Annotated in this window: 13 protein-coding genes; 5 read left to right on the top strand and 8 right to left on the bottom strand. The window is 59.2% G+C overall.

What is annotated here, in order from left to right; genetic code table 11:
* Nucleotides 1-176 precede the first annotated feature (176 nt).
* Nucleotides 177-3,677 (top strand): DNA polymerase III subunit alpha, encoded by a 3,501-nt coding sequence (gene dnaE, locus K290_RS0122955; RefSeq protein ID WP_028754027.1) that lies wholly within the window; start codon nucleotides 177-179, stop codon nucleotides 3,675-3,677.
* Nucleotides 3,678-3,772: 95 nt separating this feature from the next.
* Here the strand turns inward: dnaE and K290_RS0122960 are convergent, their stop codons facing one another.
* The gene (locus tag K290_RS0122960) at nucleotides 3,773-5,038 is read right to left on the bottom strand and encodes a L,D-transpeptidase family protein (protein WP_028754028.1); all 1,266 of its coding nucleotides are present in this window, start codon (nucleotides 5,036-5,038) and stop codon (nucleotides 3,773-3,775) included.
* A 180-nt stretch (nucleotides 5,039-5,218) separates the two neighbouring features.
* Here K290_RS0122960 and K290_RS0122965 point away from each other — a divergent pair, with 180 nt between their 5' ends.
* Complete coding sequence (locus K290_RS0122965) at nucleotides 5,219-6,997, top strand: GNAT family N-acetyltransferase (RefSeq protein ID WP_245276624.1); 1,779 nt, start codon at nucleotides 5,219-5,221, stop codon at nucleotides 6,995-6,997.
* On the opposite strand, the gene K290_RS0122970 is transcribed toward K290_RS0122965, so the two are convergent.
* On the bottom strand, nucleotides 6,967-8,259 hold the full coding sequence (locus K290_RS0122970; RefSeq protein ID WP_028754030.1) for a DNA polymerase IV: 1,293 nt from the start codon (nucleotides 8,257-8,259) through the stop codon (nucleotides 6,967-6,969). The genes K290_RS0122965 and K290_RS0122970 overlap by 31 nt on opposite strands.
* A 79-nt stretch (nucleotides 8,260-8,338) precedes the next feature.
* Here K290_RS0122970 and K290_RS0122975 point away from each other — a divergent pair, with 79 nt between their 5' ends.
* Nucleotides 8,339-8,920: a hypothetical protein gene (locus K290_RS0122975; RefSeq protein ID WP_028754031.1), complete on the top strand. Its 582-nt coding sequence runs from the start codon at nucleotides 8,339-8,341 to the stop codon at nucleotides 8,918-8,920.
* Between the two features lie 11 nt (nucleotides 8,921-8,931).
* On the opposite strand, the gene K290_RS0122980 is transcribed toward K290_RS0122975, so the two are convergent.
* Nucleotides 8,932-9,579, bottom strand: coding sequence for a hypothetical protein (locus tag K290_RS0122980; protein ID WP_028754032.1), 648 nt, complete (start codon nucleotides 9,577-9,579; stop codon nucleotides 8,932-8,934).
* 2 nt (nucleotides 9,580-9,581) lie between these two features.
* On the bottom strand, nucleotides 9,582-9,890 hold the full coding sequence (locus K290_RS0122985; RefSeq protein ID WP_028754033.1) for a DUF3572 domain-containing protein: 309 nt from the start codon (nucleotides 9,888-9,890) through the stop codon (nucleotides 9,582-9,584).
* Nucleotides 9,891-10,021: 131 nt separating this feature from the next.
* Between K290_RS0122985 and K290_RS0122990 the strand changes: the two genes are divergently transcribed.
* Both K290_RS0122990 and K290_RS0122995 read left to right on the top strand, forming a co-directional pair.
* Complete coding sequence (locus K290_RS0122990) at nucleotides 10,022-10,393, top strand: response regulator (protein WP_028754034.1); 372 nt, start codon at nucleotides 10,022-10,024, stop codon at nucleotides 10,391-10,393.
* 16 nt (nucleotides 10,394-10,409) lie between these two features.
* Entirely contained in the window at nucleotides 10,410-11,783 is a 1,374-nt protein-coding gene (locus K290_RS0122995; protein WP_028754035.1) for a PleD family two-component system response regulator, read from the top strand.
* An 812-nt stretch (nucleotides 11,784-12,595) separates the two neighbouring features.
* On the opposite strand, the gene rpmG is transcribed toward K290_RS0122995, so the two are convergent.
* The 4 genes from rpmG to K290_RS0123015 form a co-directional block, all read right to left on the bottom strand.
* Nucleotides 12,596-12,763: a 50S ribosomal protein L33 gene (gene rpmG, locus K290_RS0123000; protein ID WP_003587245.1), complete on the bottom strand. Its 168-nt coding sequence runs from the start codon at nucleotides 12,761-12,763 to the stop codon at nucleotides 12,596-12,598.
* Between the two features lie 96 nt (nucleotides 12,764-12,859).
* On the bottom strand, nucleotides 12,860-14,044 hold the full coding sequence (locus K290_RS0123005) for an MFS transporter (protein WP_028754036.1): 1,185 nt from the start codon (nucleotides 14,042-14,044) through the stop codon (nucleotides 12,860-12,862).
* A 10-nt stretch (nucleotides 14,045-14,054) separates the two neighbouring features.
* A complete protein-coding gene (locus tag K290_RS0123010) occupies nucleotides 14,055-14,354 on the bottom strand; it encodes a hypothetical protein (RefSeq protein ID WP_154668652.1) in 300 nt (99 codons plus the stop codon).
* Nucleotides 14,351-14,806 carry a DUF983 domain-containing protein gene (locus K290_RS0123015; RefSeq protein WP_028754038.1) on the bottom strand — a complete coding sequence of 152 codons (456 nt, stop codon included), beginning with the start codon at nucleotides 14,804-14,806 and terminating at the stop codon, nucleotides 14,351-14,353. The genes K290_RS0123010 and K290_RS0123015 overlap by 4 nt, the downstream gene beginning before the upstream one ends.
* Between the last annotated feature and the right edge of the window lie 21 nt (nucleotides 14,807-14,827).

Here is a 14,827-nt window from a genome sequence, read left to right on the forward strand (position 1 = left end):
CATTCACCTCCATCGTCATGTTTGTCGCCAGCTTTTCCCTCATCATGATGGCGATGTGAAGCTTATCCCCACGGGCCTCGCGATGCGCCCGTGAATCATGAGGTCAACTTCTGGACTTTATCGCCCGCTATGCCGACAATGCAGCCGATTCATTTGGGCATGCGGAAGGGCATATGATGGCGGATATGGTGAGCAGCGGCGGCGCAACGGGTGCGCCGGTTGGAGATACGCCGGAATTCGTGCATCTTCGCGTCCATTCCGCCTATTCGCTGCTTGAAGGCGCATTGCCGCTGAAGAAGATCCTCGCCAAGGCGGCCGGCGACAATCAGCCGGCTATCGCCATCACCGATACGAACAACCTTTTCATCGCACTGGAGTTTTCCCAGAAGGCGATGGATGAGGGCCTGCAGCCGATCATCGGCTGCCAGGTGTCGATCGACATGGAAGATGGTGTCGAGGGCGAAAAGCGCGGGCCGCAACATGCGCTTGCCAAGCTGCCGTCCATCGTGTTGCTCGCCGCCACCGAGCGGGGCTATGAGCGGCTGGTCGATCTCGTCAGCCGCGCCTATCTCGGCGGCGAAGGCAATCAGGCTGTCCATATCACCGCCTCCTGGCTGAAGGAGATCGGCACGGAAGGCATGATCGCGCTCACCGGTTCGCTCGGCGGTCCGGTCGATATGGCGTTGAAGGAAGGCCACGCGCCGCAGGCGCTGTCGCGACTGCTGACACTGAAGAGCTTGTTCGGCGACCGCCTTTATGTCGAATTGCAGCGTCACGGCACCTACGATCGCCGCCACGAACAGAAGATGATCGCGCTCGCCTATGAGCACGAATTGCCGCTGGTCGCGACCAACGAGGCCTTCTTCCCGACGCGAGATGATTACGATGCCCATGATGCGCTCATGGCGGTTGCCCACAATGCCATCGTCTCGGACGATACCCGCTTTCGCCTGACGCCGGATCATTATTTGAAGAGCCGCGCCGACATGGCGAAGCTCTTCGCCAACCTGCCGGAAGCGTTGGAAAACACCGTTGAGATCGCCCGGCGCTGCTCCTTCGTGCTGAAGACACGCAAGCCGATCCTGCCGCGCTTCACCGGCGCCACCGACGATCCGGAGGAGGCCGAGCGCGCCGAGGCGGCTGAATTGCGCGCCCAGGCGGTCGAAGGTCTCGACCGGCGTCTCGCCTCGCTTGGCATGGCATCGGGCTATGCGGAGAACGACTATCGCGAGCGGCTGGAATTCGAGCTCAGCGTTATCGAGCGCATGAAATTCCCCGGCTACTTCCTGATCGTCGCGGACTTCATCAAATGGGCCAAGCAGCACGATATCCCTGTCGGGCCAGGCCGTGGCTCGGGTGCGGGCTCGCTCGTCGCCTATGCGCTGACGATTACCGACGTCGATCCGCTGCGTTTCTCGCTGCTGTTCGAGCGCTTCCTCAATCCGTCACGCGTCTCGATGCCGGACTTCGATATCGACTTCTGCCAGGATCGCCGCGAAGAGGTGATCCGCTATGTCCAGGCCAAATACGGTCGCGAGCAGGTGGCGCAGATCATCACTTTCGGTTCTCTTCAAGCGCGCGCCGCCCTTCGCGACGTCGGCCGCGTGCTGGAAATGCCCTATGGCCAGGTCGACAAGATCTGCAAGCTGGTGCCGAACAACCCCGCCAATCCGACACCGCTCAGCAAGGCGATCGAGGAGGAGCCGCGTCTGCAGGAGGAGGCCGACAAGGAACCGGTCGTTGCCCGTCTGCTCGATATCGCCCAAAAGATCGAAGGCCTCTATCGCCACGCGTCGACGCACGCCGCCGGGATCGTGATCGGTGATCGGCCGCTGTCGAAGCTGGTGCCGATGTATCGCGACCCGCGCTCCGACATGCCGGTCACCCAGTTCAACATGAAATGGGTGGAGCAGGCCGGTCTGGTGAAGTTCGACTTCCTCGGCCTGAAGACGCTGACAGTCCTGAAGACAGCCGTCGATTTCGTCGCCAAGCGCGGCATTACGCTTGATCTCGCCAGCATACCGCTCGACGACAAGACGACCTACGACATGCTCTCGCGCGGTGAAACGGTCGGCGTGTTCCAGGTGGAAAGTGCGGGCATGCGCAAGGCGCTGATCGGCATGCGTCCCGACTGCATCGAGGACATCATCGCGCTGGTGGCCCTCTATCGTCCGGGCCCGATGGAAAACATCCCGGTCTACAATGCCCGCAAGCATGGTGAAGAAGAGATCGAATCGATCCATCCGACGATCGACTATCTCCTGAAAGAGACGCAGGGCGTTATCGTCTATCAGGAGCAGGTGATGCAGATCGCCCAGGTCCTCTCAGGCTATTCGCTCGGCGAAGCCGATCTTCTGCGCCGCGCCATGGGCAAGAAGATCAAGGCCGAGATGGACCAGCAGCGCGAACGCTTCGTCGACGGCGCCATCAAGAATGGCGTATCGAAAGGCCAGGCGGACGTCATTTTCGACCTGCTCGCCAAGTTCGCCAACTACGGTTTCAACAAATCGCACGCCGCCGCCTACGCCATCGTCTCCTACCAGACCGCCTATATGAAGGCGCATTATCCGGTGGAATTCCTCGCGGCCTCGATGACCCTCGATATGGCGAATACCGAAAAGGTCAACGACTTCCGCCAGGATGCCAAGCGCCTCGGCATCGAAGTCATCGCGCCGTCAATCCAGACCTCGTTCCGCCATTTCGAAACGGGCGAGAATCGCATCTACTACGCGCTGGCCGCGATCAAAGGCGTCGGCGAATCCGCAGTCGACCACATTGTCGAGGTGCGCGGCGACCAGCCTTTTGCCGGCATCGAGGATTTCTGCCTGCGCATCGATCCGAAGCAGATCAATCGCCGCGTGCTGGAAAGCCTGATCTGCGCCGGCGCCTTCGACTGTTTCGATATCGACCGCGCGCAACTGATCGGCGGGCTGGACCGGGTCATGGGCTATGCGCAAGTCGCGCAGGAAAACAAGCGAAGCGGTCAGTCCGACATGTTCGGAAGCGCTGCCTCGGGACCTGAGAAGATCTCATTCCCGCCTTTCACCCCGTGGCTCGCCTCGGAGCGGCTGCTGCGCGAATTCCAGGTGCTGGGCTTCTACCTCACGGCCCATCCGCTTGACACCTATAAGACCGTGCTGAACAAGATGCGCGTGCAGACCTTTGCCGATTTCTCGGCGGCGGTGAAGCAGGGGGCGAGCAACGGCCGCCTGGCCGGCACGGTCATTTCCAAGCAGGAGCGCAAGACGCGCACCGGCAACAAGATGGGCATCTTCGTTTTCTCCGATGCCTCCGGCCAGTTCGAGACCGTGCTGTTCTCGGAAGTGCTCAATCAATATCGCGACGTGCTGGAAGTCGGCAAATCCTTCGTGATCACCGCGCAGGCGGACGAGCGGCCGGAAGGCATCAGTTTGCGCCTGCAAACAGCGCAGTCGCTGGAGGAAAAGTCGCTGCAGATGCAAAAGGCGCTGCGGGTCTATGTCCGAGATTCCGGTCCGCTGAAGGCGGTGGCCGCCCACCTCAATGCCAAGGGCGACGGCCTGGTCTCCTTCATCGTCATCAAGGAAGAGGGCAAGCGCGAGGTGGAGGTGGCGCTACCGGAGAAATACCGCATCACGCCGGAAATCGCAGCCGCGCTGCGCACCGCGCCCGGCGTGATCGACGTCGAGCTTGTCTAAAGCATGTCGCGCAAAAGTGCAGCGGTTTTGCGATAACGACATGCGCAATTTCAAAGACCTAAAGCGCGAGCGAATCCTAGAGATCGCGGTGCGCTTTAGCCGCTTTTTCCGAGCGCGCCGCGGTTGGTGATGGTGATGAAATCGGTGCCGTTGCCGGTTTCCGGACCGATGCCGGTGTCGGAAATCGTCAGCGAGGACCCTGCGGTTAGTAGGTCCCGGATCTTGCGCCTGACGTCATCGGGTATGGTGATGCGATCGAGCGCACGGTCGGCGGCGTCGAGGGATTCCGCCTGTTCCTCGCTGGTAATGCCGAAACGCTTTTTCGCATCCCTGGAAAGATCATCCTCCAGCGTCACGCCGAACCAATCCGCCTTGCCGTTCACCTTGTCGATCGTATGGGCGGTGAAGAAATGCGTCCCTAGAGCTTCCTGCGGCTCGGCGATGATGGCAGGCGCTTCGAACAGCGGCTTGAAATTCTGCCGTACCATGATTTCACCGTTCGGCGGCTCGCCCTTGCCGGCGAGGGCATAGACAGCCTTCATCAGTGCCGGGCTGACGAGCCCGCCCGATGCCGTGATGTTGTGAGCCTTTTTGAAATCCTCAATTGCCTGCACCGTCGCTGGTCCGAGCATGCCATCTGGCGTGCCGGTCGCAAAACCCATATCATTCAAAATGCCCTGCAGATCGCGGACATTTTCCCGCAGACCCCGGCGGGTGATGAGGATGCCGAGTGGAGCCTGATCGACTGATGGTGCCTGTATGGCCTGCGGCATGGGCAGGGAAGCGACATCGTTTGTGGCGACCTGCACCGGCTGCGCCTGCGGCAGGAAGGCTGCCGTCGACGGGCGCAGTTCGATATCGGAGAACAGGGCAGCGGCGGGCGCGACTTCGGGTTGGAACAGCATGGCATGTTCGAAAGGTTGCGGCACCAGCGGCTGGTCGGCGATGACGACATGCACGCCGCGTTCCGTCATCTGGTAGAGCATCTTGGCAAAGGCTTTGGGCATGCGAACGCAGCCGTGCGAGGCGGGATAGTTCGGCACAGAGTTGGATTCGTGCAGGGCAATGCCGGACCAGGTCAGCCGCTGCATGAAGGGCATCGGCGACGCCGAATAGAGATTGGACTCGTGATAGATCTCCTTCTCCAGAATGGAGAAGATGCCGCTCGGCGTCGTATGACCGCGCTTGCCGGTCGAAACCTTTGATGTCGCCACCACTTTGTCGCCGTCATAGACGGCGAGCGATTGCCGGTCCTTCGATACGACGATCTGCAATGTCCGGGCATCTTCCGCGCCGTAGGCAGGATGAACGAGAGCTGTGGCCGACAGCAGGCCAAGCCCGAAAAGGAAACGCGGCTTCATATACACATACCAAAACGCAATACTCGTATCGCCGCAGGTTAGACTTCGAAGTTTAAGGAAGACTTGCAGGCGAGCCGTCCCCCTGCCTACTTTTGTACCGTTGCATCAGCAACGGCCTGTCCGATAGGCGCAATTGCGACAGAAAATATTTTATGCAAATCTTAAATTGTAGGATGCGGAGTGGGGCGGGCATTCGACATGCATGTGGACGTGATCGAAAATCTGGAAGATCTGCGGGGGCTGCAAGACAACTGGGATCGGATCTATGAGATCGACCCGGAAGCGCATTGTTTCTTGTCCTGGACCTGGATGTCGAGCTGGTTTGCTTCTCGTTCCCTGCCTTGGCTCGTGCTGGCAGCAAGGGAAGGTGACGGTGGCGCCTATGTGGCCTTCTTCCCGATCCAGCTCGGCACGGGGCTCGACCGGGGCAAAGGCTTCTACAACACCATCGTCATGGGCGGCTCCTATTTTGCCCCCTGTACGGGTATTCTCTGCGATCCGGCCTATGCCGACGCTGCTGTCTCAGCTTTCGCTGATCACATTCGCACCCTTCATTGGAGCAGTCTGCATCTCGACGATATCGATCGATCATCCCTGCGTATCGAGTCCTTCCTGGCGCGCTTTCCGCCGGCGGATTTTGTCGGCGACAGGATAAAGCGCCCGGTGCAGATTTCGGATGCGGCCGAACGGATCGATCCGGAAATCCACGTCCATGTGACGCTGCCTGCGGATTTCGATTCGTTCCTTTTCGAGAAGTTGCATCGGCGGACCCGGCGCAATATTCGCCGCTGCCTGCGAACGATGGAGGGCCCGGTGGCACTGCGGATGACGCATGCCGACGCAACGACCATCGAAAAGGACTTGGCGACGCTGCTGAGCCTTTGGGAAAAGCAGTGGGGATCGCACAATACCGGCTATATGCGCTACATCCTCGACAATTCGCGGTCGGTTTTGCCGGATTGCTTTCGCAGCGGCGATCTTTTTTTGCCGGTTCTCTGGCAGGACGGGATAGCGATAGCCGCTTCCGCCGTCCTTCTCGATCGTCCTCGCAAGAGCCTGATCTGTTTCCTGAGTGCTCGTGATGTCTCGATCCGAGATCTGTCCCCGGGCTTGACACTGCATGCCTATACGATCCGCTGGGGGATAGAGAACGGTTTTCGGATCTACGATCTCGGTGCCGGCGACTATGAACACAAGTATATTTTCGGCTCCGTCAGCCGGCGCATCGAGCGCTACCGGATAGACACAAGGACGGGACGGAACCTGGGCGAGCGGCTGGACGCGCATTGCATCCCCTTCGTGCTTACCCGCATCAAGAACCTGTATGCTGCTGGCGATCTAGCGGATGCCGAAATCGGCTGCCGGCAGGTTCTTGCCAGCGACCCCGAGCAGGGTGAGGCCGTGTCGCTTTACCGCGAAGTCGTGGCATCACGGACGCTCTGGCAGGCGATTTCGCCCGATGTTGCCACGGATATCAGCTCGGACGACCAAGCAGTGGTCGATCGCGCCGAGGCGGAAAAGCAATGTCGCGTCACTATCGCCGAAAATCCGGGAGACTTCGATGCGGTGCATCGGCTGAGCATACTCCTGCTGCTGCGGCACGAGGCCAGGGAGGCGGAGGCCGAGATCGGGCGGGCGCTGGAGCTGCGTCCTGACTCTGCCGCTGCCCATTGCACTTATGGCAATATTCTCATCGCGGTCAGGGATTTCGAAGGCGCCGTCGTCCGCTATGACCGCGCGATCGCGCTGGAGCCAAGTCACTCGATTGCCTATAACAACAAAGGCAACGCATTGCGCCGTTTGGGGCGCACGGATGAGGCGCTGGCGAGCTATGAAAAAGCAATTGCGATCAGGCCGAACTACGAGCAGGCAATTGCCAATCGCGCGGCACTTTTTGACGAAGAGACGGACATGCTGCCGGCGGTAATTCAGCTTTCGCGCTTGCCACCGAATGTATAGCCGGTTTCGACCGTCTTGTTTCCAAACTTTTCCCTGAGCTTGTCCATGGCTGCTTCCACCGCGGCGCGGCGGGTCGCCTGTTCGTCGATGAGATCGGGCGGGTCGGCGCGGGCAGCGTCGCAGAGGTCGGTGACGCCGATGCCGATCAGGCGGAATTTCGTACCGTCGGTCTCGGGTTCGAGCAATCGCAAGCCGATTCGGAAAATACGGTCGGCGAGCTGGGTCGGGTCTTCCAGGCGACGGTTGCGGGTGCGGCTTTTGAAATCGGCCGATTTCAGTTTCAGCACGACGGTCTGCCCGGCAATGCCACTGCGCTTCAGGCGGCGCGATACCTTTTCCGAGAGATCGCGCAGGATCGGCACCAGATCGTCATGGCGGGAAATGTCGTCGAAGAAGGTCGTTTCCGACGATACGCTCTTTGCCGCTTCGTTCGGATGCACCGTCCGATCGTCGATGCCGCGCGACAGGCGGAAGAGCCGCTGGCCGATGACGCCGTAGCGGCGCATCAGGTCGCCTTCTTCCATGGTCTGCAATTGGCCGATGGTGCGGATACCGTCGCTTTCCAGCGTCGCCGCAAAGGCCTTGCCGACGCCCCAGATGGTGGTCACCGGACGCGGCTGCAGAAACGATAGCGCCTCCTGCCGCCCGATGACCGAAAAGCCGCGCGGCTTCTGCAGGTCGGACGCGACCTTGGCGAGGAACTTGCAATAGGAAAGGCCGACCGAGATGGTGATGCCGATCTCGCTTTCTATACGCTTGACGAATTTTGCCAGAATGCGGGCCGGCGGATCATGGTGCAGGCGCTGCGTGCCCTCAAGCTCCAGAAAGGCTTCGTCGATTGACAGCGGCTGTACCAGCGGCGTCAGCTCCTGCATGAGCGCGCGCACTTCGCGGCCGACGCGGACATATTTCTCCATATTCGGGCGGATGACGACCGCTTGCGGGCAGGCTTCCAGCGCCTTGAACATCGGCATGGCCGATCGGACGCCATGAATGCGGGCGATATAGCAGGCAGTGGAGACGACGCCGCGCTTGCCGCCGCCCACGATGACCGGCTTGTCGGCCAGATCCGGATTGTCGCGCTTTTCGATCGAGGCATAGAAGGCATCGCAATCGATATGGGCCAACGTCAGGCCATAGAGTTCGCGGTGATAGACGAGGCGGGGGCTGCCGCACGCCCGGCAACGCGCGCGCTCGGCCGATTGCTCGCTCAGGCAATCGCGGCAAAAACCGGAAACTTTGTCGGGCGGAGCGCTGGTCATAAAAATAGAACAAAAATTGAACATCGCTACCTTATGTTTTAAGCTCGTGAGTCTCAAGACGGAAAACAGCGGGGAGGAGATGTTGGAGGAATTGAAAGCGGTACCTTTGACCGCGGATCGCTGGGGCGATTTCGAAACGCTCTTCGGGCCAAGCGGCGCCTGTTACGGCTGCTGGTGCACCCATTTCCGCGTTCCGACATCCGACCGCAAAACGATGGATGGTGCGGCGAAGAAGGAATTCATGCAAGCGCGCGTCGCCGCTGGCCCGCCCCCCGGCCTTCTCGGTTATATCGGTGAGCGCCCGGTGGCCTGGACGCAGGTCGGACCGCGATCGGAGTTGCCGCAGTGGAATTCTCCGAAAACCGTGTCGCGGCCGCTCGATCCGGAAGACGCCGAAGACAGCTCGGTTTGGGCCGTCAGTTGCTTTTTCATGAATTCACGCGATCGCGGCAAGGGATATAGCCATCGTATGCTGTCGGAGGCGGTGAATTTCGCCAAGGCCTCCGGTGCACGTATTCTCGAGGGCTGTCCGATCGAACGGACGAAACAATCAAAATCCGTCGGCCTCTATGTCGGCTCGCTCAACATATTCGAGGCGGCTGGATTTTCCGAAGTCGCCAAAAGAAAGGACGGGCGCCCCTTGATGCGCCTTGTTCTCTGATGCGGACGCGCTTAGCGGACGATATGAGCGTGGATCAGTGGCGCCGCCTCTGCCCAATCGTTCGCCTGGGGAATATCGGCCGCGACAGCCGGCGCCATGCGATGAACGATCGAATCCGGCCTCAGGTTGATGAGAAGGCAGGTTGCGAGATGATTGCGGACCGAATGCAGATTGTGCGCCATATCGTCGACGAAGGCGACGGGCAGGGTGCGCTTGCCGTGCAATGCCTGCACGATCGGTCCCTTCGGCTGCAGCGAAGCGAGCAGCGGATAGGCGAGGCCAAGCCGATCAAGAAGGCGGCGGCGCTGCGCCGAGAACTGCGGCGGCATGGCGGTGAGAAAGACGATGTCGGCGTCCCTGGCGAAGCCGCCGAGAGTATCGATGACCCGATCGAGGGGGGTCTGCCAACGCTCCTGCGCTTCGAAAAAGGCATCGATCAGGCGATGGACCTCCTTTTCTTCCAGCACCGCGCCATTCGTCTTCGAAATGATATTGCCGGTCAGCCGAAACGAGCGCGGCAGGAACTCATGGCCTTCCCCGTCAAGAAAGATCAGGAAGGGCGCAAAGAAGTGCAGCACAACGTCATCGACGTCGCAGACGATCAGCGGCCGGTCTCCGAGGCGGACATGCGATGTGTCCAATTCGATCGGGGCATCCATGGTCAATATTCCCCCGAGGAAAGGCCGGGCGGAGAGAAGTGCGCCGAGGCGGAAGCAACCGTTTCCGGCGCGATGCCGCTCGCCTCACAGAACGCAAGCAATGTCGGCTCATGGTTCATCAGAAAATCCAGCATGCCTGCCAGGAAAGCGGGTTCGTTGATGGCGCTGCGCACCTGTGCCGGTTCGACACCGGTGAGCGCCAGGAAGCGGCCGAACATATCCGGCTCATTGATCAGCCAGCCAAGTACGGCGATCGCGGTTTCCTGCGGATCGGCGGCCGTCACCTTCGAGTTCTTGAAGTTACTTTGCATTTTGAGGGGTAAGTTACCTATTTTTCAACCAAATGCCGCTAGCGTCGGATTCAAGTGTTTCTGGAATCGATTTCACGCGACGTTATATTTTCATAGAATGGATGCAATACCGGATGCAGGGACAGCTCTCCATGCCTAAGCAGGTGATGATTGTAGAAGACAACGAGCTCAATATGAAGCTCTTTCGCGATCTTATCGAGGCGTCCGGCTACACGACGATCCAGACCCGGAATGGCATGGAAGCGCTTGATCTGGCCCGCAAACATCGCCCGGATCTGATCCTCATGGACATCCAGCTCCCGGAAGTTTCAGGGCTGGAGGTGACGAAGTGGCTGAAAGAGGACGACGATCTGCACGTCATTCCGGTAATCGCGGTCACCGCCTTCGCGATGAAGGGCGACGAGGAGCGAATCCGTCAGGGCGGCTGCGAAGCCTATGTCTCCAAGCCGATCTCGGTCCCGAAATTCATCGAGACCATCAAGACTTATTTGGGCGACGCCTGAGCGCGGGGAAAGACTGATGACCGCGCGTATTCTGGTGGTTGACGATATACCCGCAAACGTAAAGCTGCTTGAAGCAAGGCTGCTGGCCGAATATTTCGACGTGCTGACGGCAGAGGACGGCTTGCAAGCGCTCGCCATCTGCGACAGCACCCAGGTCGACCTTGTCCTGCTCGACATCATGATGCCGGGTATGGATGGTTTCGAAGTCTGCGAGCGGCTGAAGTCCGACCCGCGTACCTCGCATATTCCCGTGGTCATGGTCACGGCGCTGGATCAGCCGGCCGACCGCGTGCGCGGGCTCAAGGCCGGCGCCGACGATTTCCTGACCAAGCCGGTCAACGACCTGCAGCTCGTTTCGCGGGTCAAAAGCCTGCTGCGCCTGAAGACGCTCAGCGACGAGCTGCGCATGCGCAACGAGACAGCCCGCAACTTCGGCATTGACGATCTCCTGCGCATCGGCGAAGGCCGGGCCGACGAGAACGGCCATGTATTGCTGGTGGACGGCCGCGCCAATTCGCAGGAGCGTATCATCCGCGCTCTGAAGCCGATCGCCGAGGTGACGGTGACCTCCGATCCGCAGGCGGCTTTGTTCGAGGCTGCGGAAAAGCCGTTCGAACTCGTCGTCGTCAATTCGAACTTCGATGACTACGATCCTCTCAGGCTTTGCTCGCAGCTCCGCTCGCTGGAGCGCACCCGGTTCCTACCGGTGCTGCTGGTGACGGAGCAGGGGGCTGACGAGATGATCGTCCGCGCGCTCGATCTCGGCATCAACGACTATATTATCCGCCCGCTCGATCCGAACGAGCTGGTTGCCCGCTGCCTGACGCAGATCCGTCGCAAGCGCTACAACGACCGTCTGCGTGCAAGCGTGCAGCACACGATCGAGCTTGCCGTCACCGATGCGCTTACCGGACTCAACAATCGGCGCTATCTCGACAATCATCTGAAGATCCTCTTCAACCGTTCGCTGACACGCGGACGGCCGCTCTCGGTCCTGATTACCGATATCGACCGCTTCAAGCAGGTGAACGACACCTATGGCCATGACGCCGGCGATGAAGTGCTGAAGGAGTTTGCCGCCCGTATCCGCTCCACCGTACGCGGCGCGGATCTGGCCTGCCGCTATGGCGGCGAGGAATTCGTGGTGGTCATGCCGGACACGCCGCCGGAGGTTTCTGCTTCCGTTGCCGAGCGCCTGCGTGCTGCCGTAGAGACCATGCCCTTCACGCTGCGGGAGGCAGGGGTTGCGCTCAATGTCACCGCCTCCTTCGGTATTTCGTCTCGTTTGGAGACGGTTGAAACACCCGAGCAGTTGATGAAGCAGGCCGATCGCGCCCTTTATGAAGCCAAACACGGTGGTCGCAACCGGGTTGTCGCGGCGGCTGCCTGATCAAAATGACGCCGTAGTGGCCCATGAATATTCATGGGCTTTTCCAGGTTTTGAACAGTGATTACGAATTTGTAATCTTTGTTCTCAGTCGGACATGCCGATTTCCACAGGAGAATAGGCTGTATAGTCTACTCCAATAGTCTCAGAGAACTATACTTATTATAGTTAGTTAATGGCCAATGTATATCATGTATTTATTGTGATAAATTTGCCATAAATGAAGTGGATAGGGAGAAAAACTATAATCAGTCCAAGAAGAAAGAGGTCGTCATTCTAATATGCAAATACGCCCAAATATCTGTAGGCAGAATTTGCCCTGCTTACGATAGTTACCTCTTTGTTTTTGAGATCTACTCGCTTTCCGATTGTTGTTTTTTCAGGCCGACAGAGCGGAATGATGGCAGGAATTTTAACCATTCGGGAAGACAAGAATTTTTTATCATTAAGAATTTGTTGATTTTCTTTCGATTTCGCGCAAATTTAGTCTCGTACAAGGACAGGCCCGCAAGGGCGTGGGAATACCCCATGATGCTCAGGTCCGCCGCATCTCCTGGGTCGTGGGGTCGGTCGGCTGGCAAGCAAATTTAAGCGGTTCCTCGTGCCGTTTTGCAGGCTAGCCGACCCCCAAATCGAAACGCCGCCTTCCAAAGGAAGTGCGGCGTTTTTCTTTGTTAATATCAGAAAGTTGCGTTTTAGGCTTCTCTGTTTTTCGAATGCCTTCATGAGGTTTTGCACAGGAAAAGAAAGCCGCCAAAAGAAAAAAGGCGCTAACCTTACGGTTGCGCCCTTTTGTAATCAGAAGTTTAGGAAACTTACTTGATCTTGGTTTCCTTGAATTCGACGTGCTTTTTAGCAATCGGGTCGTACTTCGTCTTCGTCATCTTGTCCGTCATCGTACGGCTGTTCTTCGTCGTGACGTAGAAGAAACCGGTGTCGGCCGTCGACAGCAGCTTGATCTTGATGGTGGTAGCCTTGGCCATGGTCGTCCTGCCTTTAAGAAAAATGAAAGCCGTGGACGGCCGGTGCGGAGGTCCACGGCAAATTCTGGCGCGAAACTACAAATCGCGCCCGAAAAGTCAACCCCTGCTGCCCATGAAAAGCAGCCGCACCGCCGAAAGCAGGACATAAAGTCCAAAGAAAAAAGCGATTGCCCAGGCAAAACCACTGGGGTTGGCCAAATCCATGGCAGTACCGATCGTTGGTGGACCGAGGACCATGCCGACTGCATAACAGAAAACGAAGGCGGCATTGGCGGCGACAAGGTCAGCGCCCGTCAGCCGCGTCCCGAGATGACTGAGACCGACCGTGTACATGCCTGAGACGCAGCCGCCCCAGAACAGCAGGATAACCGCCAGAACTATCCAATTCGAGGCCAGCGAGGGCAACAGAAGCGCGCCGACCAGCCCGATGGCCGCCATGATCGATAGCAGCGGCCGCTTGTCGCGCAGGCGGTCGGCAAGCAGCCCCAGCGGGATCTGGAAGACGAAGTTGCCGACACCCATCACGGTGAGCAGCAGTGCGGCCTGTGATTCGTTGAAACCAAGCCGGGTCGCGTAGCTGGTGAACAACGACCCGCCGCCGACGGTCACGGCGCCGAATACGAAAACGGCGGCGGTCGCCGTGGGCACCAGGAAAACGTAACGAATGAAGTGCAACTCCGGCTTCTCGTCGACGATCGGGCTCTCGTTGCGGGCGATGAAGATCGGGATTGTCGCCGCCAGAATAATGCAGGCGCCGATGAGGAAGGGCATCAGCCCTTCGCTGCCGACCAGCGAGAAAAGCAGAGGGCCGGCCGCAAAGCCGAGCGAAAAGACGGTGGAGTAGAGGCCAAGCACGAAACCGCGTTTGGAAGGCGGGGAGGCGGCGTTGATCCAGAATTCCGACAGGATGAAGAGGGTGGTGGTGGACCCGTGGAAGATCAGACGCAGCGGGAACCAGAGCAGCAGGCTTTCCGCATAATAGAAGCCGAGCGAACTGAGTGCGGAGAGCACGACGGCCCAGATCATCGTCTGCACGACACCGAATCGGTGGGCAAGCTTCGTGGTGATCAGCGCCGCAATCATCGCGGCGATTCCCATCATGGCCGTGTTGAGCCCGATCAGGCTCGAGGGAATGCCGCGTTTTTCGAGGATGATGCTCAAAAGCGGAAGGCCGAGGCCGATGGCGATGCCGACGGCGGAAACGGACGAAATGGCGGCGACGAGCGAAGGCCAATGAATTTCTTCGACTTGACCGGCCTTGCCGTTCGTCGGTTCAAACATGAATTGATCCTTAGAGCATGTGGCGAACGAATCGTTCGCAACGCGGGAGATAGAAAGGCACGGCTCGGCCAAATCCAGGTGACGGGTCGGCTTTCATGGGATCGATCATATCCTCCACAATGCTCCTTTCGACGCCCGGCATGTTCAGACAAGAAATGCCGCCGATGTCAAGCCATTGGAGATCAAGCAATTCCCGCGAATCATGAATATATGGCGGATCGATACTGGTTCCATCCAAAGGGAGTAACTGCGCACGCCCGCTCCTGCCGGCCGGCAAGGCTGGTAATGTCAGCTCGAACATGTGGTTCACGACCGGCCGTTTCCCCGATCCCACTCTTCGGGACTATCGTCATGGCCGCCGAAGCCATGCATCCGCAGTGCCCATTGCAGGCCGATGACGCCGCCCTTGATCGGTTGGATGACTGCCAAGGCAGTTATCACCGTAATCGGCGCCCAGATGGCGAGATGCGCCCAGATCGGCAGATGATAAGCCATATCCGTCAGCATGTAGCCGCCGACCACGACGTGGCCGAGTACAAGGACCACCAGATAGGGCGGCAGGTCGTCGGCACGCTGATGGAACAGCGCCTCGTCACAGGCGGCACAATGGTCGACTGGTTTCAAGAAAGCCTTAAAGAGCTTTCCCGTACCGCAGCGCGGACAACGGTTCAGCAAACCGCGGGCAATCGAGCGCCCGAGCGGACGTTCAGCCTGGTCGGGGCCGCCAAAGCGGATGATTGGGTCGGACGGGCTGCTCGTCATGGTACTTTCCTTCCTGCCGGC

This window comes from Rhizobium leucaenae USDA 9039 (assembly GCF_000426285.1).
In the GTDB taxonomy this organism is placed as follows: Bacteria; Pseudomonadota; Alphaproteobacteria; order Rhizobiales; family Rhizobiaceae; genus Rhizobium; species Rhizobium leucaenae.